This window comes from Phormidesmis sp. 146-12 (assembly GCF_052939495.1).
Genome location: NZ_JBJPHS010000027.1, coordinates 19711 through 39886, shown reverse-complemented (window position 1 = coordinate 39886; position 20176 = coordinate 19711). Strand labels below are relative to the sequence as shown.

General features: G+C 47.1%; 26 protein-coding genes. 5 read left to right on the top strand and 21 right to left on the bottom strand.

Features of this window, described 5'->3' with window-relative positions; translation table 11 throughout:
- Positions 1-28: 28 nt before the first annotated feature.
- The 3 genes from ACKFKF_RS13570 to ACKFKF_RS13560 are packed head-to-tail and all read right to left on the bottom strand — an operon-like array spanning position 29 to position 1547.
- Complete coding sequence (locus ACKFKF_RS13570) at positions 29-643, bottom strand: DUF2808 domain-containing protein (RefSeq protein ID WP_446868188.1); 615 nt, start codon at positions 641-643, stop codon at positions 29-31.
- A gap of 32 nt (positions 644-675) precedes the next feature.
- The gene (locus tag ACKFKF_RS13565; RefSeq protein ID WP_446868187.1) at positions 676-1119 is read right to left on the bottom strand and encodes an RICIN domain-containing protein; all 444 of its coding nucleotides are present in this window, start codon (positions 1117-1119) and stop codon (positions 676-678) included.
- A 59-nt stretch (positions 1120-1178) separates the two neighbouring features.
- The gene (locus tag ACKFKF_RS13560) at positions 1179-1547 is read right to left on the bottom strand and encodes an SDR family oxidoreductase (protein ID WP_446868186.1); all 369 of its coding nucleotides are present in this window, start codon (positions 1545-1547) and stop codon (positions 1179-1181) included.
- Positions 1548-1561: 14 nt separating this feature from the next.
- Between ACKFKF_RS13560 and ACKFKF_RS13555 the strand changes: the two genes are divergently transcribed.
- A protein-coding gene (locus ACKFKF_RS13555; RefSeq protein ID WP_446868185.1) for an IS3 family transposase occupies positions 1562-2766 on the top strand; the annotation gives its coding sequence in 2 pieces (ribosomal slippage) (positions 1562-1826 and positions 1826-2766; 1206 coding nt in all).
- A 66-nt stretch (positions 2767-2832) separates the two neighbouring features.
- Here the strand turns inward: ACKFKF_RS13555 and ACKFKF_RS13550 are convergent.
- From ACKFKF_RS13550 to ACKFKF_RS13515, 8 genes are all read right to left on the bottom strand, one after another.
- Complete coding sequence (locus tag ACKFKF_RS13550) at positions 2833-3381, bottom strand: SDR family NAD(P)-dependent oxidoreductase (RefSeq protein ID WP_446868184.1); 549 nt, start codon at positions 3379-3381, stop codon at positions 2833-2835.
- A gap of 29 nt (positions 3382-3410) precedes the next feature.
- Positions 3411-4514, bottom strand: coding sequence for an alkene reductase (locus ACKFKF_RS13545; protein ID WP_446868183.1), 1104 nt, complete (start codon positions 4512-4514; stop codon positions 3411-3413).
- Between the two features lie 57 nt (positions 4515-4571).
- Positions 4572-5591: a zinc-dependent alcohol dehydrogenase family protein gene (locus tag ACKFKF_RS13540; protein WP_446868182.1), complete on the bottom strand. Its 1020-nt coding sequence runs from the start codon at positions 5589-5591 to the stop codon at positions 4572-4574.
- Between the two features lie 14 nt (positions 5592-5605).
- On the bottom strand, positions 5606-6715 hold the full coding sequence (locus ACKFKF_RS13535; RefSeq protein ID WP_446868181.1) for an alkene reductase: 1110 nt from the start codon (positions 6713-6715) through the stop codon (positions 5606-5608).
- A gap of 189 nt (positions 6716-6904) precedes the next feature.
- On the bottom strand, positions 6905-7753 hold the full coding sequence (locus ACKFKF_RS13530; RefSeq protein ID WP_446868180.1) for an NAD(P)H-dependent oxidoreductase: 849 nt from the start codon (positions 7751-7753) through the stop codon (positions 6905-6907).
- A gap of 48 nt (positions 7754-7801) precedes the next feature.
- Complete coding sequence (locus ACKFKF_RS13525) at positions 7802-8035, bottom strand: tautomerase family protein (protein WP_446868217.1); 234 nt, start codon at positions 8033-8035, stop codon at positions 7802-7804.
- 36 nt (positions 8036-8071) lie between these two features.
- Positions 8072-8686 (bottom strand): FMN-dependent NADH-azoreductase, encoded by a 615-nt coding sequence (locus ACKFKF_RS13520; RefSeq protein WP_446868179.1) that lies wholly within the window; start codon positions 8684-8686, stop codon positions 8072-8074.
- A gap of 30 nt (positions 8687-8716) precedes the next feature.
- Complete coding sequence (locus tag ACKFKF_RS13515) at positions 8717-9655, bottom strand: EamA family transporter (protein WP_446868178.1); 939 nt, start codon at positions 9653-9655, stop codon at positions 8717-8719.
- 104 nt (positions 9656-9759) lie between these two features.
- On the opposite strand from ACKFKF_RS13515, the gene ACKFKF_RS13510 reads away from it, so the two are divergent.
- Positions 9760-10215, top strand: coding sequence for a MarR family winged helix-turn-helix transcriptional regulator (locus tag ACKFKF_RS13510; RefSeq protein WP_446860313.1), 456 nt, complete (start codon positions 9760-9762; stop codon positions 10213-10215).
- Here ACKFKF_RS13510 and ACKFKF_RS13505 read toward each other — a convergent pair.
- Positions 10164-10856: a GNAT family N-acetyltransferase gene (locus tag ACKFKF_RS13505; RefSeq protein WP_446868177.1), complete on the bottom strand. Its 693-nt coding sequence runs from the start codon at positions 10854-10856 to the stop codon at positions 10164-10166. The two genes, ACKFKF_RS13510 and ACKFKF_RS13505, sit on opposite strands and share 52 nt — an antisense overlap.
- Before the next feature lie 91 nt (positions 10857-10947).
- Here ACKFKF_RS13505 and ACKFKF_RS13500 point away from each other — a divergent pair, with 91 nt between their 5' ends.
- Positions 10948-11367: a transposase family protein gene (locus tag ACKFKF_RS13500; RefSeq protein WP_446860315.1), complete on the top strand. Its 420-nt coding sequence runs from the start codon at positions 10948-10950 to the stop codon at positions 11365-11367.
- A gap of 125 nt (positions 11368-11492) precedes the next feature.
- On the opposite strand, the gene ACKFKF_RS13495 is transcribed toward ACKFKF_RS13500, so the two are convergent.
- Both ACKFKF_RS13495 and ACKFKF_RS13490 read right to left on the bottom strand, forming a co-directional pair.
- Positions 11493-11876 (bottom strand): hypothetical protein, encoded by a 384-nt coding sequence (locus ACKFKF_RS13495; RefSeq protein WP_446868176.1) that lies wholly within the window; start codon positions 11874-11876, stop codon positions 11493-11495.
- A gap of 414 nt (positions 11877-12290) precedes the next feature.
- On the bottom strand, positions 12291-12581 hold the full coding sequence (locus tag ACKFKF_RS13490; RefSeq protein ID WP_446868175.1) for a hypothetical protein: 291 nt from the start codon (positions 12579-12581) through the stop codon (positions 12291-12293).
- 356 nt (positions 12582-12937) lie between these two features.
- Between ACKFKF_RS13490 and ACKFKF_RS13485 the strand changes: the two genes are divergently transcribed.
- Positions 12938-13633: a helix-turn-helix domain-containing protein gene (locus ACKFKF_RS13485; protein WP_446868174.1), complete on the top strand. Its 696-nt coding sequence runs from the start codon at positions 12938-12940 to the stop codon at positions 13631-13633.
- Between the two features lie 202 nt (positions 13634-13835).
- Here ACKFKF_RS13485 and ACKFKF_RS13480 read toward each other — a convergent pair whose 3' ends face one another.
- Positions 13836-14882, bottom strand: a complete 1047-nt coding sequence (locus tag ACKFKF_RS13480; protein WP_446868173.1) for a FecCD family ABC transporter permease — start codon at positions 14880-14882, stop codon at positions 13836-13838.
- Positions 14879-15898, bottom strand: coding sequence for a FecCD family ABC transporter permease (locus ACKFKF_RS13475; RefSeq protein WP_446868172.1), 1020 nt, complete (start codon positions 15896-15898; stop codon positions 14879-14881). Before ACKFKF_RS13475 ends, ACKFKF_RS13480 begins: the two co-directional genes overlap by 4 nt.
- Positions 15899-16087: 189 nt before the next feature.
- Between ACKFKF_RS13475 and ACKFKF_RS13470 the strand changes: the two genes are divergently transcribed.
- Complete coding sequence (locus tag ACKFKF_RS13470) at positions 16088-17050, top strand: Rpn family recombination-promoting nuclease/putative transposase (protein ID WP_446868171.1); 963 nt, start codon at positions 16088-16090, stop codon at positions 17048-17050.
- Between the two features lie 69 nt (positions 17051-17119).
- On the opposite strand, the gene ACKFKF_RS13465 is transcribed toward ACKFKF_RS13470, so the two are convergent.
- The 5 genes from ACKFKF_RS13465 to ACKFKF_RS13445 form a co-directional block, all read right to left on the bottom strand.
- Positions 17120-17590, bottom strand: a complete 471-nt coding sequence (locus tag ACKFKF_RS13465; protein WP_446868170.1) for a TetR family transcriptional regulator C-terminal domain-containing protein — start codon at positions 17588-17590, stop codon at positions 17120-17122.
- On the bottom strand, positions 17574-17795 hold the full coding sequence (locus tag ACKFKF_RS13460; protein WP_446868169.1) for a TetR family transcriptional regulator: 222 nt from the start codon (positions 17793-17795) through the stop codon (positions 17574-17576). Before ACKFKF_RS13460 ends, ACKFKF_RS13465 begins: the two co-directional genes overlap by 17 nt.
- A 123-nt stretch (positions 17796-17918) precedes the next feature.
- A complete protein-coding gene (locus tag ACKFKF_RS13455) occupies positions 17919-18320 on the bottom strand; it encodes an MAPEG family protein (RefSeq protein WP_446868168.1) in 402 nt (133 codons plus the stop codon).
- A 36-nt stretch (positions 18321-18356) separates the two neighbouring features.
- Positions 18357-19115: an SDR family oxidoreductase gene (locus ACKFKF_RS13450; protein WP_446868167.1), complete on the bottom strand. Its 759-nt coding sequence runs from the start codon at positions 19113-19115 to the stop codon at positions 18357-18359.
- Positions 19116-19212: 97 nt separating this feature from the next.
- A complete protein-coding gene (locus tag ACKFKF_RS13445; protein ID WP_446860325.1) occupies positions 19213-20130 on the bottom strand; it encodes a helix-turn-helix domain-containing protein in 918 nt (305 codons plus the stop codon).
- Positions 20131-20176 lie beyond the last annotated feature (46 nt).

Sequence of the window (20176 nt, the reverse complement as noted above, 5' to 3'; positions counted from 1 at the left end):
ATCGACATCGAGTTTTGTCCAGAACATTTTACTGATTCGAGTAGAAGCTGAAGCGACCAAATCCTAGAAACTGTCCCATCGGATTGCTTCCAGTCGGATAGGCGGTAACACCAATGAGGTAAATACCTTGGCTGGGATTGCGGGGAACATCGATCGCGATCGTCACCGTGTTTCCTGGTTGAATGGGCGGATCAAAGGCAACAACCGTATCTTTAGCATTCGCAGGCTGATTTCCTCCAACTTTTGCCAGTGTTAGTGCTTGCCCTTTCGCTCGATCTCCTGCATAAGCGTGAATATTGTTGACATCAAACTGAACCGGAATCTGATCATCTGAAGACAGCTTGACTGCTTGTAAAGGAGCGCCTGCATTCGCGGAGATGCGGATGGTGAAGGTGTATTGAGATGGCATCGCCTGCTGAGAATAACTTGCTGAAGCCTTGACTAAAGAAGGGGGATTTGTGAAAGCGGTTCTACCATCCATCAGTGTTACTGCGATTCTTTCGGACTTGCGCTCTGCGCTAATCGCATCTTGTGGCAGTTCAGCCGCAGCATTCGGAATTGAGATCGCTCCTAGGAGTAGACTCAGAAACGCAACTTGTACTCCTAAGCCTTGTTGCATTGAACAAAGGATGATTCTAAACATAATTTCACCTCGATTGAATGTGAGCGACATTATCAGCGCCACTTTTGGTAATCGCCGCCGCAAGGATGGGTGTAGACTTGGCGAGCAGCATTGCTGTCTAGACAAAACTTGGTTTGCATATTCCTGAACACGACTGCATTGCCGCGGCGAATGACCTCCCACTTCTGGTAAGCGCCACCGTTACATCCATGCGTGTAGACTCGCCGATTGTCATCGCTGTCCAAGCAAGATCTGGTTGCGACACTCTTGAGGTTCCGCACGTTTCTGCCTTTGGGAATGACCTCCCACTTTTGGTGTTCGCCGCCGCAGGGATGGGTGTAGACTTGCCGAAAATCATTGCTGTCTAGACAAAATTTGGTTACAGCATTCTGGTATGTCTCTACTCGGTTTGCAGCAATAGATGCGGCGGCGATCGCTAAGACGGATGCGGTAATAGCAGAGCCACCGAGAGCAAAAAACTTTCTCGATCGATACATTGTTTTCTCCTATGCGTTAAAAAATTTACGGCAGGCGCTTGAGTAATCAACAAAACGCCTCATTCCTGACTGCGTAAACCCGAAAGCATTGATTCAGACGAAAGAGCATTGTGGGCTATGTCAAGTCTTGTGACAAGCTTAAGGTTGCTAGTTCCATCACCACCCGCAGCAACGCCACCATCAACCGGAAGAACTACGCCAGTCACCCAGTTTGCATTCGCTAGATATAAAACGGCATCAGCAATATCTTTGGGTGTGCCCACTCTTCTAAGCGGTTGTTGCTGTTTCAAGCGAGCCAGTGCTTCATCATCCACATCACCCAATAAGGGAGTCAGAACAATGCCAGGAGCGACAGCATTGATTCGGATATTGTCTGAAGTGGAACCAAGAAACTGGACAGGTGAATAAGCTCTAAACCGCCAACCCATGATAGGAGTGGAAGATGAGCCAAAATAAACGCAAACAGCATAGCGCCCAATTCAAAGCGAAAGTCGCGCTTGAAGCGATCAAAGGAGAGAAAACCATTGCCGAGATTGCGAGTCAACACAGTGTGCATCCGACGATGATCCACGGGTGGAAACGACAGCTTTTAGCGGGCGCGAGTGAGTTGTTTGAGCGTGGGGGCAAAGTGAGCCAAATCGAACCAGAAACGAGCGCTCAGATCGACGAGTTGTATCGGCAGATCGGGCAGTTAAAGGTGGAGCGGGATTTTTTAGTCAACAGGTCGGCACGCTTGGGATTGCTGAGCGAAAAGCCCTGGTAGATCGCTGTCATGGCGAGTTAAGCATTGCTAGCCAGTGTGAGCTATTACAGATTGCAAGCGCTCTTCGAGATACCCGCAAGGAGTCGAGTTTCTATTACCAGGCATTGCCGCCCTCAGAAGAAGAATTAGCGATCATGCGGTTGCTGGATGAGCAGTACCTGGAAACGCCCTTTTACGGCAGCCGCAAGATGACTGTTTTCTTACGATCATGCGGATACCAAGTGAATCGAAAGCGAGTTCAACGCCTGATGCGGCAGATGGGGTTGTTTGCGATCTACCCCAAACCAAACACGAGCAAAGCGCATCCCGCGCATCGGGTCTATCCTGATCTATTGAGAGGACTTGCCATCACGAGCGCCAATCAAGTGTGGTGTACCGACATCACTTATCTTCCGGGAGCCAAAGGGCATTTCTACCTGGTGGCAGTGATGGACTGGTACAGTCGAAAGGTTCTATCGTGGCGCATCTCCAACACGCTAGACGTGGACTTCTGTGTCGAGGCGTTGAGTGAAGCCTTATCGGGCTATTCCTGCCCAGAGATCTTCAACAGCGATCAAGGGGCACAGTTTACGGCAAATGTGTTCACCGACTGCCTGAAAGCAGCGAATGTCCAAATCAGCATGGATGGACGAGGGCGCTGTCACGACAACATCTTTATTGAGCGGTTATGGAGGAGTTTGAAGTATGAGTTGATTTACCTGAAGTCATCTGAGAACGGGCAACACTTGACACAGGAAGTGAAACAGTGGATGAATTGGTATAATCAAGTGCGTCCACATCAAGGATTAGAATACAAAACACCAAACGAAGTGTATTGTGATAATCTAAAGAGTGTGAACACCAATGAATCGAAAGATCGAATAGGTTCTAGATTACCAACGTGATGGATTCATGACCTAGATCTGTAGCTTATTCCCCATCTATCTTTTGTCCAACCCTACGGGCCCACTTCAGTCTGCGGCTAGCTCGATCGCCAAGTTTTTGACCATCGCTGTGATTGCTGCTTTCGCCATGATTGGTGCAGAAGAAGGCAGAGCCTTAATTCCATTGAAAGCAAGAATGGTACTGATGTTGATAATGGCTCCCCCCTCACCTTGCGGTTCCTTCGGAGTTGCGCTTTGCGCTAATCGCATCTGTTTGACGGTTTCCTGAGTCAGTGCATAGGTGCCACGAACGTAGGTCAGAAATTGATCGAGTTCATCGATCGTATAGTCAGTAAAGTGCTTGCTGGCGAATATACCTGCATTATTAACCAGGACATCGACTCTACCAAATCTAGCAACGGTCTTAGCAACAAGCTCAGACGCAAATGCAGGCTCGGTTATGTCACCTGCAACCTGGACGCGATCCACCTGATTCAGTTTCTGGGCTGCAATTTCGAGCTTTGAGAATGTTCTACCATTCAGTACTACGTTCGCTCCAGCGCTGAGAAAACTTTCAGCAATTGCGTAGCCTAAGCCAGTTGCGGCACCTGTAATAATGACAGTTTGAGAAGACATAATTCATTCAGTTTTTCTAGTTTGGAATGTCATGAGTAAGTCGGGAAATCGGTGTAGCCTGCTTTATCAAAGGAGAACCAAACACCGGGGTCGGCGGGTGGATTTAAAGACCAGCCATTGGCAAACCGCTCAACCAAATCTGGATTGCTGATCATCGGTCGCCCAAAGGCAATCAAGTCAGCATTGCCATCTTTAATAGCGGCTGAGGCAGTCTCTTGCGTGTAGTCACCATTCGCCATGATTGCACCCTGAAATACGTCACGAAATTCGCCCGTCACCATCGGTTCTCCTAGCTGATGAAAGCCGTTGAACTCCAGTCCATCGATCAGAGCCAGGTAACTTAGACCATACCGATCCAACTGCTGAGCAACATAGAGAAACGTTTCTCGGAAATCTGGAGAACCCATGTCGTTATAAGTACTGTTTGGAGACAGCCTCACTCCCACTCGGTTAGCAGGAAACACTGTGAGAATCGCCTCGACAGTTTCTTTGAGGAAGCGGTAGCGATTCTCTAGACTACCTCCATATCGATCGATGCGATGGTTGGTTTTAGATTGCAAAAACTCATCGATCAGGTAGCCATAACCTGCATGAATTTCCACTCCATCAAAACCAGCATCTTGAGTGTGCTGAGCAGCCTGCCGATAATCTTCCACGATCAAAGAGATTTCGTTCGTTTCCAGAGCGCGGGGCGTTTCATAGGGTTGCTTGCCAACTGGAGTATGAATGTATTCATCTTTAAGTCTGATTGCAGAGGCAGAAACAGGTAATTGACCATTTTCCTGAAAGCTACTGTGAGAGGCTCGTCCAGTATGCCAAAGTTGCAGAAAAAATGGCGCACCTTTCGCGTGAACTGCATCGACAACTTGTTTCCAGGCTTGCGCCTGTTCCTCTAAGTAAATTCCAGGACTATTCAACCAACCATTTGCTTGTTTCGAGATGGTAGCCCCTTCAGAAATGATCAAACCAACTGAAACTCGTTGAGCATAGTACTCTGCCATCAAAGCATTGGGGAGGCGCTCCTTGCCTGCTCGTCCACGAGTCAAAGGAGCCATGACCACGCGGTTTTTCAGCGGCAGCCCTGCCAAATCAAAGGGACTTAGTAAGGTTTTAGCAAGTGTTTGAGCCGTCATGGGTTTTCACCTAAAAAAGATGCAAGAATCGGGGTTTCGAGAGTTTTTTGAGGTGTGTCAGACTGAAATCACAATTTTCCCCAGTTGCTCGTTCGACTCCATGTATCGATAGGCATCAACAATTTGATCGAGGGTGAATCGTTTTTCAGCAATTAGCGGACGAAAAGCTCCTGACTGCAATCGCTGGTTGACATAGCGAATTCCTGCCTGCAACCGCTCCGGGTAAGCGGTGACATGATAGCCCAGATGAAAGCCTTGTACCCGAAAGCCCTTGACGATCGCAGCAACCACTGGAAAGACGGGCGTTCCTTCAGCCAGCCAACCATATTCCATAATCAGACCTTCCGGTGCAACAATGTCCGCTAATTTTTCCAAGTAAGACCCACTCACAGGGTCAAACACAATCTCTGCACCCTTGCCATTTGTGATTGTATTGACCTGCTCAACCATATCTTCTTTGTCAGTAATGACGACATGTTGAGCACCTACCTGAATTAGTCTTTCTCGCTTGTCTGCCTTGCGGGTAATTGCAATACTTGTTCCTCCAGCATCGTTAACCATTTGAATCGCAGCGATACCCACACTGCTACTGGCTGCGGTAATCGCAACGACATCGCCTTGTTTGAGTTTGCCAAATTCAACCAGTGCTCCGTAAGCAGTCAGATACTGCATCCAAATGGATGTCCCTTCCTCTGGCGAGAACTGTTCTGGATATCTGGCGATGCGAGTCGCTGGCACGATAGCAACTTCACCTGCTACACCGTATTGATTCAGGCTGAATCCGGGGATGGTGCTGACGCGCGCTCCTACGGAGATACCGCAAGGGTCGCCCACCTGAAACTTGGTTACTTCCTCCCCGATCGCATCCACAATGCCTGCTGCTTCGTAGCCAATGCGAGACGGGAATTGGGCTTGCTCAGGGTAACTATTGGTGCGATACATCACCTCGGCGCGGTTAAGACCCAATGCCTGCACCTGAATGCGGACTTCTCCCGCTTGAGGTTGGCGGAGTGGTTCTTCTTCGAGCTTCAGAACATCAGGTTCACCAAATTCATAGAACTTGACAACTTTAGGCATGATTAGATTTCCTCTTAGGATGCGCGATAGGTGGGAAAGTTGGTATAGCCTTCTTGATCGAAGGAATACCAAACACCGGGGTCGGCGGGTGGATTTAAAGACCAGCCGTTTGCAAACCGCTCAACCAAGTCTGGATTGCTAATGATGGGTCGCCCAAAGGCAACCAAGTCAGCGTTGCCAGATGCGATCGCAGACGAAGCGGTTTCTTGGGTATAGCCACCGTTCACCATCATTGGATTCTTGAACACGTTCCGAAATTCGGACGCAACCATCGGCTCTCCTAGTTCATGAAAGCCATTGAATGACAGACCATCGACCAGAGATAAGTAGCCCAGACCACACGTATTCAAATGCTGAGCGGCATAGAGAAAAGTCTCCCGAAAATCTGGAGAACCCATGTCGTTAAACGTGCTGTTCGGAGACAGTCTTACGCCCACTCGGTTAGCAGGAAACACTGTCAGAATCGCTTCTACGATTTCTTTGAGAAAACGATAACGATTCTCCAGGCTACTCCCATATCGATCGGTGCGGTGGTTAGTTTTTGATTGTAGAAACTGATCAATTAAATAGCCATTCGCTGCATGAATTTCCACACCATCAAAACCAGCATCTTTTGCGCGCTGGGCAGCCTGACGATAATCTTCAACGATTAAAGGGATCTCGTTTGTTTCTAAGGCACGGGGAGTTTCAGCGGCTTGCTTGCCAGTGGGAGTGCGAATCTCTTTTCCGTTCAGTTTGATGGCAGAGGCAGAAACAGGTAATTGACCATTTTCCTGAAAACTACTGTGAGACGCTCGCCCACAGTGCCAGAGTTGGAGAAAGAATGGTGTCCCTTTCGCATGAACAGCATCAACAACCTGTTTCCAGGCTTGCGACTGCTCCTCCAAGTAAATTCCAGGACTATTCTGCCAACCGTTCGCCTGTTTAGAGATAGCAGTCGCTTCAGCGATAATTAATCCAACTGATGCTCGTTGAGCATAATACTCTGCCATTAAAGCGTTGGGGAGGCGCTCCTTGCCTGCTCGTCCACGAGTCAGAGGAGCCATTACTACTCGATTTTTAAGGGGCAACCCTGCCAAATCGAAGGGACTTAGTAGCGTTATTGTCAGTGTTTGAGTTGTCATGTGTTTGTACCAGAAAGATGTAGCTAGAAGTCAGACAAATGACTGAAACCAAACAGTCAACTCCTGCCTATGAAGGTGAATTGTTGCAGCGTCCACTTTTACAGATGTTGGAGTACATTCACGAATATCTAGACCAGGACTTTAAGCTTGCAGATTTTGCAGTGTTACTGAGTATGAGCCAATTTCACTTCACCGCCATCTTGCTGCGCTCTCGCCTGCTTGACGGTTTCTTGGGAGAGGACGCTGATCCGCAACTTCGTCTGGTTGGAGCAGATGTAATCGTAATCCACCTTGTCCGCTGCCAAACTCAGATTTGAGAACTTGCCGTTCATCGTAGTGTCCACCGTTTTGACTGCGATAGGGAATGGGTGCATCTGTGAACAAGTTTTCCAGTCGTTGTTGATAGTCCTGAGCAACGGTTTCATACTGCTCTGCGGTCAGGCGATCGGCTTGATAAACCACAAAGGGTGGCAGTACATCCATGCCGGGATACCAGAGGATGCCGTGATGGATTGGGAACAGCAAATCTTCCATTGCACCATTGACTCCCCGTTCGATGTAGTGCGGTAGTCGTCCACCTACTGTAATCGAAAGCATGGTGCGTCTTCCCATCAGTTTGCCTTCACCATATCGATCGCCCCAGCGAGTTCCCTCATGAACACCGACCCCATAAGCAAATCCGTAAGCATACACCCGCTCAAACCAACCTTTCAAGATAGCAGGCATGGAAAACCACCACATTGGAAACTGAAAGATAACAGCATCTGCCCACAGTAGTTTCTGCTGTTCTACTTCAATGTCAGATGTTTGTGTATGCGCAGCAAAAGCGTGTTTAGAGGCATGAATGTAACTGAAGCGATCGTGGGTTTGCGCGTGCAGAAAGTCTTGTTCGTCGGCAACCGCTTTCCAGTTCATACGATAAAGATCGGAGACTTGAACGTGATGTCCTTGATTCGCCAGAACTGAAACTGCCAGATCTTTTAGAGAACCATTCAAGGATTTAGGTTCAGGATGAGCCAGAACAATGAAGATGTTCATAAAAAATTGACCTTTGACATAAATGTAGCGTTAGCTAGTACTTCCAATTCAGGTCAAAGATTTGTCTCTAGTTTGAGGAGGTTTCTCAGCCTGGTTATTCTGAGTTTGCCGCAACGCCTGAACTGACATTCCAGTAACTCCCCAGTCTTCAGTCGCAACCTCATCGATCAGCACAAATGTGATTGCTGGATCTTTATTCAACACCTGAACGAGAAGCTCGGTTACTCCCTTAATCAGTTCAGCTTTTTGCTCAGACGTTGTTCCTTCTCGCGTAATTCTGATATTGACGTAAGGGCATGGTTGTACTCCTTTTATTTCTCACCAACTCGTTGCTAATGCTTTTAGTTGCTCGCGTGCCTCAACGAGAGATTGTTCTCGTAATTCAGTTCTCAATCCATTGGCATTGACAAACTCAATCTCTGTAATTCCAATGAAGTTAAAGGCTGTTCTCAAAAAGGGTTCTTGGAAATCCGATGCAGCAAGGTCAGAGCCAGAACGAAAATCACTGCCGCGAGCCGTGATCACCAACATCTTTTTGTGTGTGACTAATCCCTTAAATCCGTTAGCACTGACTGTAAAAGTGCGTCTTGGTCGAATAATGTGATCAAGGTAGGATTTCAGCACTGCCGGGATACTGAAGTTGTACATTGGAGTCGAGAGAACATAGTAATCTGCCGCAAAAAGCTCATCAATCAGTTTGTCTGAAAGCTCGATCGCAGTTGCTAATTCTGGCGTATATTGCTCTGGTGATGTGAACTTTGCTTGTATCCAAGTAGCATCAATGTAGGGAATCGGATTCAACCCTAGATCCCGGTAAGTGATGCTTGCATCTGGATGAGAAAATCTCCACTTTGCTACAAATTCTTGAGCCAGCGATCGCGAATGGGATTGCTCTCCACGCGGACTGGTATCGAGATGCAAAAGATGAGCCATGATCAAACTCCTCGAAGGTTCTACAAAGAGTTAATGCTTGAGTAAAGTTGAGCCTGAAGATTTAAACTGCATCCAGGTGACAGCGAACACGATTAGAACTCCACCTGTAATTTGCATCAACGTCAGGGATTGATCGAACCAGACCCACGCCAGTGCAGCCGCAGCGACAGGTTCAAGGGTAGCTGTGATCGCAGCTTGCTCTGCTTGAACTCGTTGAATACACCAGAAGAACAGCAAGTAGGGTAACAATGTTCCGCCAATGCTGATGAAGAACACTTTAGGAAAATTCTCTGGTGTTAGCAGGCTGCTAGGAAATCCTTGAGTGAACTGATACGCTAACCAGACGAGACTGGCAACTGCCGAAGTTTTGAGCATCACTCCGATCGGTTCGCGAGTTGTACTGAGATTCTCACTCAGAACGATGTAAGCCGCAAAGAAAACTGCTGTCGATAAACCAATAACCAGACCGAACCCGTTGATCTGTTGCCGATCGCTGGTGAGTAAGTTAGAAACTAAGATCACTCCCAACACCGACAACAACAGTGCGACTAACAGAGATCGAGAAGGCGCAGTTCGAGAACTAAAAGCTGTCCACAGCACGACCCAGATCGAAGCAGTATAGAGCAGGACGATTGCGATCGCGACTGGCAAGCGCTGAATCGCTAAGAAATCTGCACCCACTAAGCCCACCCGAACGATTCCTAATCCCAACTCTCGCCCGTTGAGTTTTTGAGCCTGGGTTCTGCCAAAGAAGCTGTCGAGAATCGCGAATCCGAAGGTAGCGATCATCGTGGTGACTCCCGCTAACTCAAAGGGAGAGACCCCAACTAGAAACAAGCTGTTGGCAACATTGGCAGCGATTGCCCAAGCTACAACCGTCAGAATCATCGCCAACAGCCCTAGCAGCTTTGCAGGAGATGGATAACAAACTAGAGGTTTGCAGGCAGAATGAGGCGATTTGAGTGCCATCGTTTTAACCCTGTATTTCAATTTTGGATAATTGAAATTTCAACTAAATTGAAGATAACACCCCTTAGTTGAAATTTCAACTACTTTTTTGCGATAATCTTGGTATGACTTCTCAACCGGAACTGGACAATCAACGCAACTCCCTTTGGCGGCTTTTTATTACCGCGAATGCCAAACTGCTCGATCGCATCGGCGAAAAGTTCTCTCAAGCAGGACTACCCAGCATGGATTGGTATGATGTGCTGCTCACGCTCAAAGAATCCCCAGATCACTGTTTACGGTTGAGTGAGGTCGCAGAAAAAGCACTGTTAAGTCGAAGCAATCTGACGTATTTGCTTGATCGCATGGAAAAAGCTGGATTGCTCTATCGAGAACGATGTTCCGACGATCGACGAGGGACGTATGCAGTGCTAACAGAAGCGGGATTAGCGATGCAGCAGCAGATGTGGTCTGTCTACTCTGAAGCGATCGTAGAATACTTTGGCGCTCACCTCAACGAGGAAGAACTTCAGATAATGCAGCAAGTCCTAGAACGAATGTTAGCTGGAGCTTGTAAGTGAAAACGAACATTACTCACCTCTACTTGAGGAGAACAATGCGCTGTTTCATCTTCATCCTGCCAGTCTTGTCGAAGCATTGCCCATAACTTCGCATCTTCAAACACTCCCCATTTTCGGACTCGTTGGCGGAGTATCCCTTCTTGAGTAAATCCATTCTTCTGGAGCACTTTGCCTGAAGCTGGATTTCGCATTAGGTGATAAGCATAGAGCCGATTAAGATCTAATGCTTCAAACCCGAAACGAAGCGCAGGTTTTAATGCTTCGCTCATGTACCCTTGTCCCCACATTTCGATCGCTAACCAAAAACTCAGTTCTGCCTGAGCATGTTCTCGCTCAATAGCTCGAATCTCAATCAGTCCGCAAAATGCTGTTTCAGATTTGCGCTCAATGATAAATGTGGTAGACTGCCCTGCTTCAAATTGTGCAATTTGTCTGGATACGTATCGCTCTGCTTCGTCATCAGGATAAGGATGGGGAATCGAGATCATGGTATCGGCAACTGCACGCATACTTGCAGCGTTTTGAATTGGAGGAACATCTGCACGAGTGAGTGGACGTAGAAACAATCGATTGGTTTCTAAATGATATTGTTGAGCGGTTCCGCCAGAGTTGCGCTTTGCGCGAATCGAACATTGCTGCATTGCTTCACCTTCACATCAGTTGATGAACTAGAATCAGTAGACCTCCTGCATGAATCCTGAGCAGTGATTAGGGGGGATTCATGAGACCAGCGTGGAGCGCATTGTTCGCAAGATTGAGAACATTTTGATCCAGTCCAGGGAGTTCCGATTGCCGGGTCAGAAAGCTCTGTACTCGTCGGAACCCGAATGGAACATCCTACTGGTCGATGTCAGTGAGAGTCCGATAGAACGCCCAAAAAAACAACGACGCTACTACAGCGGCAAGCAACGCTGGCACACCCTCAAAGCGCAAGTCGTCGTAGACTATCTCAGCGGCATGATTGTCTGCACTACCTTTGGCAAAGGACGACAGCATGACTTCCGACTATTCAAGGATTCGCAACTTCCGACTCAAATTGAACAGCTTTGGGTCGCAGACCGAGGTTACCAAGGCATTACCAAATTTCATGCTTACCGTTGTACGCCCTACAAAACGTCAACAAAAGTAAGAGTTGAGTTCAACTTTTGTTAAGCAGGTACTGGTCTTCTAGTTTGTGGTAAAGATGGTTAGTATCCGTAATCATGATATCGGCATATTTGCACGCTCACGAAATTGTTGATTCTACCCACTACTAATTAAAAGACCAGTGATTGTCCTTACCAATTTACGTTTCCGCTGGCACTACACTTAGTATTATTCCAGCGTGGTTCTTGGCATCTTAAACGAAGCTTATATGTACGCCTTGCAAGTGTAGTAGCGGTTTTTGATACAGTGCCTTGATCTTTGATTGTTCCATTTGCAACAACAGTTTTGTCTCCTTGATCAATTAAATCGTATCCGACATTTAGATTGTTGTGATTACTAATGTCAACCCTCACAACACGATTTCCTGGTCTCAGAGAGTCAGAAAAAACTGGTCCACTACCACTCAAAAAAGTAACGCCGTAAGCCTTCTCCGAAAGGGCTTTCTGACAAATGATTGCAGATAATGATGCTACAAGCAATGCGGCTGGAAATACAAACATTTTACGTACTTTCATAGCTCTCCTTTGTTGGATTCTACAAATCTCTTGGTTCAAAGCTGAAGCTGACGAACCTACCCATTACCCTGTGATTCATCCCTTGAGTACAAGTGTTGTTTGCTCGACTTCAGACAGATCACCCACTGGGTCTCGTCCATGTATCCCAAACAGATAAATTTCATGGTTGCCTCCAAAATTTGCTCAGAAATTGTCGCCTGCATCTAGTAGTCGTTTGGTGAAGCGACAAATCGACAGCCTCGCAAAAAACTTTTTCAGCCCAATTCGTGCAGGCGTTTTTCAAGGAACCTTCGCTCTGGTTCCTGTTTCACGATCGCGAGTGCCTGCTGATAAGCTGCTCTAGCTTCAATGTGTAATAGATGCGCTATACTTTCTCCTGATCAATCACGATTTCAAATCGAACGAACAACCTGTCTAACGACAATAAAATCGTTGCTCTAACCATTGACGCAGTTCTTGCTCTGAGTGAAGACTGGCAGAGCAACGAGTAGCGGGGTCATACACCTGAAAGTAGGTTTGACCAAAGCGATCGCGGCGCTGTCGGACTTGCGGTTCACTCAATGATGATGCAAGGTTCCAAATCAAAGATAGAACTGACTTCAATTTGACAGCGATCGCTAACATCATTCTTTTCAGACGCTTGGAAATAGAGAAAGCTTTTACACTCTTTTGGTGTCGTAAGTTATGAAAGTCGCAGTGATTCATTGAAAACTCCTTGCAAGACTCATAGTTAAGTCATCACCTTTTTAGTTTAGATAAACGCTTTCCATCCGACTATCGGATTCTTGTGCCAGTATCAGGATCTTGCGATCGATTTTTAGAATATTGCTGGAAAATTTTGTAGAACTGAATACAATTGAAGCTATACAAATTGGGTTTGCATCATGAAGATAACCCCTACTCAGCTCCCTAAAAGTCCTTGCTTGCCCCGCTTGTCTAGCCAAAATCTGGGGTGGGAAAACATTTCGGTTGATCAATATCAGTATCCGAACGGTGAGACAACGTGTCATTCTAGTCATGAGCATATTATCTGTTTGTCCCTTTCAGCTCGCCCAGTTCACTTGCTACAAACGAGGGGAGACAAGACTCGTCAGGGGAGGTTTGGAAAAGGCGACATTTCCATTACGCCTGCAAAGACCCCGTTTTATGATCGCTGGGAGGGAGAAGATCATTACTTAAAAATTCGCCTTGCGTCTCGTTTCATTGAGCGCGTTACTAGAGAAACCCTTGCGAGTAATTCTGATCAGCTTCAACTTCGCCTTGAATTTCGGACTCGCGATCCGCAAATTGAAGCGATCGGCAGGATGCTGCTAACTGAACTGCAACAAGAAAATCTAGGTGGCAAGCTGTACGCTGAATCTCTGGCAAATGTTCTAGCTGTGCATTTACTTAGACAGTATGCGACTACCCAAGCTCAGATTCCCGTCTATGTCGGTGGACTTCCCCAGCGTCAACTTTTGCAAGTGCTAGAGTACGTAGATGCCCATTTGCATCAAGAAATTCAACTTGCCAATTTAGCCCAATTGTTGGAGATGAGTCAGTTTCACTTCAGCCATTTGTTTAAGCAGTCGATCGGCATGGCTCCCTATCAATACTTACTTCAACAAAGAATAGAACGAGCAAAGCAATTGTTGAAACAAACAGATCGCTCGATCGTAGATATTGCTTTGACCTGTGGGTTCAGCAGCCATAGTCATCTGAGTCAACAGTTTCGTCAACTCACAGGCATGACCCCGAAAGCCTACAGAACGAATTAAGCAAACGCACCCTTCAACAAACGACTGAAGAGATTGACGTGAACGGGAAACTCTTGACCAAGATTGGGTAAAAGCTTATGACCTGCTGTCTTTGAGAATGAGAGTGATGAAGCGCCAAATTTTCAGAAACGTCATGTCCTCCTAAAGCCGATACAAGGGGGCGAAGCGGACTGGAACGGAGCGACAAAAATCTGTTCATGACTCATTTAGGATTGCTATATAAAGATCGACGATTGCGAATCAGCAAATAGAGAAAGAACGGCGCACCGATCGCGGCTGTGATGACTCCACAGGGAAGCTCAATCGGCGCAAACACTGTTCGACTGACAAAATCGGCGAGTACAACTAACACGCCACCGATCAAAGCTGAGATCGGCAACAGTCCCTCGTGTCGATTGCCAACAATCTGCCGTCCTACATGAGGTGCAATCAAACCCACAAAGCCGATCGTGCCCGCAGTTGCAACTGATGCTCCTGCTAACCCCACTGCGACCATTACAAGCAATCCGCGCTGCCATTCGACTCGGCTTCCCAATCCTTTCGCCATGTCTTCTCCTAAGTTCAGTACATTCAGATGTCTTGCTAACCCAAATGCAGCAGGCACAAGTACAATCAGCCAGGGCAAAAACGAAACCACTTGTTCCCAAGTCCGACCGTAAACACTGCCTGCTAACCACACTAAAGCCTGACTGACATCGTAAATTGAGCCAAAGGTAATCAGTAAACTGGTGAAAGCACTCGCGATCGCAGACAATCCAATCCCCATCAAAATCAACAAAATCGGTGAACTACCTCCATTCCAAGCCAATCCATAGATTAGGGCTGCCATCACTGCCGCACCTCCAAAGGCAGAAAACGGTAGCGCGTAGACTGGAGCCTCTGGAAACAAGACAATGACCGAAACGGCTGCAAGACTAGCTCCAGTATTGATGCCAATAATGCTAGGGTCAGCGAGTGCATTGCGGGTTAAGCCTTGAAAGATAGTTCCTGAAATCGAGAGTGCAACGCCCACCATGAAGGCAACCAGGGTTCGAGGCAGGCGTAATGTCTGGATCACAAACGCATGATCAGGATTGCCTGTATTAACGCCGAACAATGTTTTTACAATGTCTAGAACTGCGATCGGGTATTCCCCTCGTCCAACATTGAGAACAATCGCCGCAAATCCGACTGCTAATAAGAAAGCCGCGATCGCAGGGACTCTTTGATCGAGCCGAAACGAAAGGATAGGAGAACGCCAATCGCTCATTTTTTTACCTTCGATTTTGCAAGATAGACAAAGAACGGCGCACCGACGATCGCAGTCATTACGCCAACGGGAAGCTCTTGAGGTTTTAATAACACGCGCGCTGCAATGTCTGATACTAAAAGTAGAATTGCACCAAGTACGGCTGAATAGGGCAAAATCCAGCGGTAGTCTGTTTTGATAAAGAATCGCACCACATGAGGAACGACTAAACCCACAAAGCCAATCGGGCCTGCGATCGCAACCGAACTTCCTGCAAGTAAAACAATGCTAATTGCCGTCAAGATCTTAATCCAAACAGTCTGCTGTCCCAAACTTGTTGCAACATCTTCCCCTAAACTAATCGTTGTGATTTGACGACCCAGCAAAAATGCAATCAACAATCCAGCACCGAGAAACGGTAAGACCTGCAAGAACAAGCTAAAATCGCGCCCTGCGAGTGATCCTGCCAACCAAAAGCGAATCTCCTCAAAGGTGCGCTGACTGACGATTAGAATTGCTGTCGTGATTGAAGAAATCAACGCAGATATGGCGGCTCCTGCAACCGTCAAATTGAGCGGAGTTGCGCCTCCTCGTCCAAGAGTACCGAGAAAATAAACGAGGATTGCTGCGATCGCGGCTCCCAAAAATGCAACTCCCGCATAAACCGTTAGCGAGGAACTACCAAACAGAAACAAGCTAATTACAACCGCCAGTGCTCCGCCTGCTTCAATCCCTAAAATTCCAGTTTCCGCAAGTGGATTACGGGTTAAGCCTTGCATTAATGCACCTGAAACCGCGAGGGCAGCACCGACTGACATTGCGATTAGCGATCGCGGTAATCTCACAGTTTGGATCACCAGATGATCGAATGAATTGTCAAATGTTGTGAATGATCCCAAAATTGTCGGTAATGGAATGTCTCTTGCACCAAGAGTGACACTGTAGATTAGGACGAGGAGTAATGCGATCGCACCTAAACCGAGTCCTAATATAGGCGAAATGGCAGGTTTGAAGACTCTAGGTAGAATTGAAGTCATCGCGAAAGAAAGCGCTTAATGCAAATAAGTCCCAATTGTACCGTGTTGTTTGCGAAAAATCGTTTGCAAAGATGCAGATTTAACGATTTGTCGATCTGAGCCGTTGTGATGCAGTGTGGAAACTGGATATCGATCACACCTGAGATCGGTTCTATAATAGAGCTATCGACCTGTTGTCTCCTGAGTCCTATGGTGTTTTCTCTACCAGACCGATATATCAGCTTACTCACCGACTTTGGTTTTAAGCGGGTCTTTGGTACGGAGCCAAACAAGCATTTGCTGACCGATTTTCTCAATACGCTGCTGCCTAAATACCATCAGATTCGCGATCTGACGTTCAAGAATTCAGAGAAGCCAGGCAACACAGCGATCGACCGTAAAGCGATCTTTGATATCTATTGTGAAGCCCAGAACGGCGATCGCTTCATCGTCGAAATCCAAAAGGCAAAGCAGAATTTCTTCAAAGACCGCAGCGTTTACTATGCCAGCTTTCCGATTCAAGAACAAGCGGAAAAAGGCGAATGGAACTACGAACTCACCTCGGTCTACACGGTCGGCATACTAGATTTTATCTTTGATGATCACAAGCATGAAGAGACGTTGCTGCACATTGTGGAACTGAAGGATCAGCACTGTCGCGTGTTTTACGAGAAACTCAAGTTTATTTATATCGAGTTACCGAAGTTCAAGAAACCGTTGGAGCAGTTGGAAAGTCATTTTGATAAGTGGTTATTTTTATTTCGGCATCTGGCTCAACTAGATGCACCGCCGCCATCGTTGCAGGAGGAGGTGTTTGAGGAGTTGTTTGAGGTGACGGAGATTGCCAACTTCTCGCCTGATGAGCAACGTAGCTATCAGAGTAGTTTGAAGGCTTACCGAGATTGGTATGCGATCGAGATGACGGCACGGCAGGAAGCGATGGAGCAAGGGCGAGAACAAGGGCGAGAACAAGGGCGAGAAGAAGGACGGGAAACACAGACGATCGCATTATTGACCCGTCTTTTAACCCGGCGACTCGGACAGGAACTCTCTGAAGAGACAAGATCGCGCCTTTCCAGTCTGCCGCTCCCCGTTCTCGAAGACCTCAGTGAAGCGTTGCTAGATTTTTCTGAAATCAGCAATTTGGAAATATGGTTAGCCGCACACGAATAACCTCATTATTCCGCCTTTCCGGTGCGTTGACGGGGTATTTTTTGGGGTCATCGAAGATAGTACAATTGCTCAAGTGCTCAAGTTGTTTGAGTTCAGGCAAGATGCGGCATGACCCAATTTTGGCGTTGCTGAATAGGGGCATTGCTGAGTCGTGGGATGAATTGCCCCAAAGCAGAGGGAACGTAAGTGGGCGATCGCTTGCTGCAAGTGAATCGGATCGTGATGGAGTTTGCTCAACATCAATCCGCCTTCTAAACAGATAATCAATAGCGTTGCGGCTGCCTTAGCATCGACGGTCGAATTCATTTCACCGCGTTTGATGCCTCTTCGGATGATGCGAACAATCCAACTGTGCCAGTGTTTCATTTCTCGACTTGCCTGTTCTCGCAATCCCAGCAAGGCATCATCAGATTCGATCGCTGTATTGAGTAACGGACAGCCACTAGGAATGGGAGGATCGCGAAAAAACTGCTGAAAGACGGTCATAAAGGCAAGTAGTTGACTAGGTGCAGAATCATGACCCTTATAATGCCGCTGCATAGTGTTGACGCACTAGACGCACCGAATAATTGAATGTTTCCAGAGCTAATTGCTCTTTACTCTCAAAGTGGTTGTAGATTCTTCCTTTCTGTAATCCTGCGGCTTGCATGATAGCGGCGATCGAAGCCCCCGCATAGCCTTGTTGATTGAAGATCGGGGCTGCCTGTTGCAGAATATCAAGTTTTGTTGTCTCGCCTTTTCCCATAGAAGACCGATCTGTCACTTTAAGCCTAAGACTAAGAGAATGGGTTGAAGAAGTCAAGCTGTTGAGATCCAACAGGCTAACTTTTTAGTTAGCGCAAAGCGCAACTGCGAAGCAAACGCACAATTAAAAAACAGCTAAAGTCGTCAAGGCAATTAAGCAACTAAACTGAATCACTAAGCTCAAAAGCCGCAATCTTGGATCGAGACCTGCAATGTGGATCACGGAGTGTAGCATCCGACATGCAATGTAAATCCAGATTAAGATATCGATTCCAGTTCCAGAGGTTCCTTGAACAGTCAGGAGAAATACGACTCCCAGGTATAAAGGTAAGTTCTCGACTAAGTTGGCGTGTACCCGGTAAAGCCGCCAAAGCAAGCTTTCATCGTTTGGGATGGCGAAGTCTTTGATCGAGCCACCCGTTGCTAGATGCCGGATTCTCACGACGATGAGCAGAACCGCGATCGCAATAGTCCATAGAATAAAAGTCACTAATCCCCAAAGTGGAGCAGTCATCTCGTTTAACATTTGCATTTCCTCTTCTGTAACTAGCGGTCAATCTTCTTAACTCCTACCCAATTCAGTCCAACCGCCGTCCACAACCAGTTCTTCTCCCAGCACAAAGGAAGCTTCATCGCTGGCTAAAAATAGCACTGCTTTGGCAATCTCTTCCGGTTGTCCGAAGCGTTTGAGCGGAATTGACTGCTGAAGTTTTGTCGTCACTTGCTCTAACTGTTCTTGAGAAATTCCAGTTTTGCTGATAATGGAGGTTTTTACTGGGCCTGGACTTACTGCATTGACTCGGATACCCTGTTCAATCAGTTCGGCGGCTAACACGCGAACGAGAGACCGTAGTGCAGCTTTAGAGGCAGCATAAATACCTGAATAGGGCATCCCTATCTGATTGTTGATTGAGGTGTTGAAGACAATGCTGCTGTTTTTGGACATCAAAGGAATGGCTTTCTGTACTGTGAACAATGCCCCCTTAAAGTTAATGTCCATCGTTTCGTTGATAAATGCCTCATCTACATCGAGTAGTGAACTGAATTTAGCAATTCCAGCATTAACAAATAAAACATCCAGTCTGTGCCAGCGTTCTTCAATCTGAGCCAATGCACGGTCTAAATCAGTGGGAGATCGTACCTCCGCCCGAATTGCTAAAACCTCTGTTCCAAGAAGTTTAGAAGCTTGTTCCAATCGCGCTTGATTTTGACCGATGATGGCAACCTTGGCTCCTTCTTGTAGAAACAGTTGAGCCGTTGCCAGCCCAATTCCACTGGTACCACCCGTAATCAGAGCAATTTTTCCATTCAATCGAGACATACAAGCACTCACTTTCAATCGCAACTGACAACAGCTTAGGAAGCTTGCGGTTGAGAAGGCTAGAAAAAAGTTGCGGGATTTTGGGATATTCTTGCGCTCACGCTTGCTGGAATTGTCTTGGAGTCACACCCAAGTTCCGCTTAAAGCATCGGGTCAGATGGCTTTGATCGCAAAAGCCGACTCGACTCGCAATCTCTGCAATGCTGAGTTGACTGTGTTGGAGTAGGAATTTAGCTTTCTCAACCCGGCACTGCAAAATGTATTGATGCGGCGTGAGATGTGTGGATTGCTTGAACAGACGTAAAAAATGGTAGGGACTCAATTGAGCAATTTCTGCCAGTTCAATCAGCTTGATGTCTTGGTGAAGATGCTCATTGATGAATTCCCTGATTTGTTGCACTTTTAGTTTCGATAATCCATCCGCACCACTCGATAACTTTGGTTGGATTGTGCAGTAGTTCCGCAGCAGATGAATGGCTAAAGTGGTTCTGAGGCTATCGATCAACAACTGCCCTCCGATTTTACTCTCCTCCACTTCTTGTCTCAACGTAGAAACAATGCCTTGAATGAGGGCATCTTGCTGAGTCATGAAGTAGGGAATGAGTTCAATGCGATCGGGATTCACCCAATCTTGACCCACTTGGTGAAGTAGCGCAGGGTCGATTGCCACGATCGTAAACTGGGCGGTGATGCTCCAATTACATCGCTGCGAAATGCCTGCGGGGATGATAGCAATGTCTCCGTCGTAGCGGGCTTCTCGTTTCAGTTTGCCGTCTAGCCATCGCTCTCCCAATCTCATTTCATCATCTAGAGAGATTGTGCTCGGCGGACAGTAAGCAATCACATGCCAGTTTGCTTCATGCTCAGGGGTATCGAATTGGGGTTGGTGATGATGTTCAAAATGGATCTGCTCCCAGCCGCAGCTTTTGAGCACCGCAGGACGCGGCAGCAGAAAATCGGAGGTCTGTTCCTGGCTAAAGTCAATGTTCTCGATTTCTTGCTCTGTCATTCTCATCGTGAACGCCTCCCAACTTGTTGAACTCCCTTAACATTAGACTTCC

Excerpts from the sequence above, each read along its gene's own strand:
- ACKFKF_RS13475 (WP_446868172.1), bottom strand. The coding sequence starts at position 15,898 with ATGACTTCAATTCTACCTAGAGTCTTCAAACCTGCCATTTCGCCTATA.
- ACKFKF_RS13445 (WP_446860325.1), bottom strand. The coding sequence starts at position 20,130 with ATGAGAATGACAGAGCAAGAAATCGAGAACATTGACTTTAGCCAGGAA.
- ACKFKF_RS13460 (WP_446868169.1), bottom strand. The coding sequence starts at position 17,795 with ATGGGAAAAGGCGAGACAACAAAACTTGATATTCTGCAACAGGCAGCC.
- ACKFKF_RS13560 (WP_446868186.1), bottom strand. The coding sequence starts at position 1,547 with ATGGGTTGGCGGTTTAGAGCTTATTCACCTGTCCAGTTTCTTGGTTCC.
- ACKFKF_RS13540 (WP_446868182.1), bottom strand. The coding sequence starts at position 5,591 with ATGCCTAAAGTTGTCAAGTTCTATGAATTTGGTGAACCTGATGTTCTG.
- ACKFKF_RS13470 (WP_446868171.1), top strand. The coding sequence starts at position 16,088 with ATGGTGTTTTCTCTACCAGACCGATATATCAGCTTACTCACCGACTTT.
- ACKFKF_RS13505 (WP_446868177.1), bottom strand. The coding sequence starts at position 10,856 with ATGCAGCAATGTTCGATTCGCGCAAAGCGCAACTCTGGCGGAACCGCT.
- ACKFKF_RS13545 (WP_446868183.1), bottom strand. The coding sequence starts at position 4,514 with ATGACGGCTCAAACACTTGCTAAAACCTTACTAAGTCCCTTTGATTTG.
- ACKFKF_RS13535 (WP_446868181.1), bottom strand. The coding sequence starts at position 6,715 with ATGACAACTCAAACACTGACAATAACGCTACTAAGTCCCTTCGATTTG.
- ACKFKF_RS13455 (WP_446868168.1), bottom strand. The coding sequence starts at position 18,320 with ATGTTAAACGAGATGACTGCTCCACTTTGGGGATTAGTGACTTTTATT.
- ACKFKF_RS13565 (WP_446868187.1), bottom strand. The coding sequence starts at position 1,119 with ATGTATCGATCGAGAAAGTTTTTTGCTCTCGGTGGCTCTGCTATTACC.
- ACKFKF_RS13465 (WP_446868170.1), bottom strand. The coding sequence starts at position 17,590 with ATGCAGCGGCATTATAAGGGTCATGATTCTGCACCTAGTCAACTACTT.
- ACKFKF_RS13530 (WP_446868180.1), bottom strand. The coding sequence starts at position 7,753 with ATGAACATCTTCATTGTTCTGGCTCATCCTGAACCTAAATCCTTGAAT.
- ACKFKF_RS13570 (WP_446868188.1), bottom strand. The coding sequence starts at position 643 with ATGTTTAGAATCATCCTTTGTTCAATGCAACAAGGCTTAGGAGTACAA.
- ACKFKF_RS13520 (WP_446868179.1), bottom strand. The coding sequence starts at position 8,686 with ATGGCTCATCTTTTGCATCTCGATACCAGTCCGCGTGGAGAGCAATCC.
- ACKFKF_RS13495 (WP_446868176.1), bottom strand. The coding sequence starts at position 11,876 with ATGAAAGTACGTAAAATGTTTGTATTTCCAGCCGCATTGCTTGTAGCA.
- ACKFKF_RS13450 (WP_446868167.1), bottom strand. The coding sequence starts at position 19,115 with ATGTCTCGATTGAATGGAAAAATTGCTCTGATTACGGGTGGTACCAGT.
- ACKFKF_RS13480 (WP_446868173.1), bottom strand. The coding sequence starts at position 14,882 with ATGAGCGATTGGCGTTCTCCTATCCTTTCGTTTCGGCTCGATCAAAGA.
- ACKFKF_RS13515 (WP_446868178.1), bottom strand. The coding sequence starts at position 9,655 with ATGGCACTCAAATCGCCTCATTCTGCCTGCAAACCTCTAGTTTGTTAT.
- ACKFKF_RS13550 (WP_446868184.1), bottom strand. The coding sequence starts at position 3,381 with ATGTCTTCTCAAACTGTCATTATTACAGGTGCCGCAACTGGCTTAGGC.
- ACKFKF_RS13510 (WP_446860313.1), top strand. The coding sequence starts at position 9,760 with ATGACTTCTCAACCGGAACTGGACAATCAACGCAACTCCCTTTGGCGG.
- ACKFKF_RS13490 (WP_446868175.1), bottom strand. The coding sequence starts at position 12,581 with ATGAATCACTGCGACTTTCATAACTTACGACACCAAAAGAGTGTAAAA.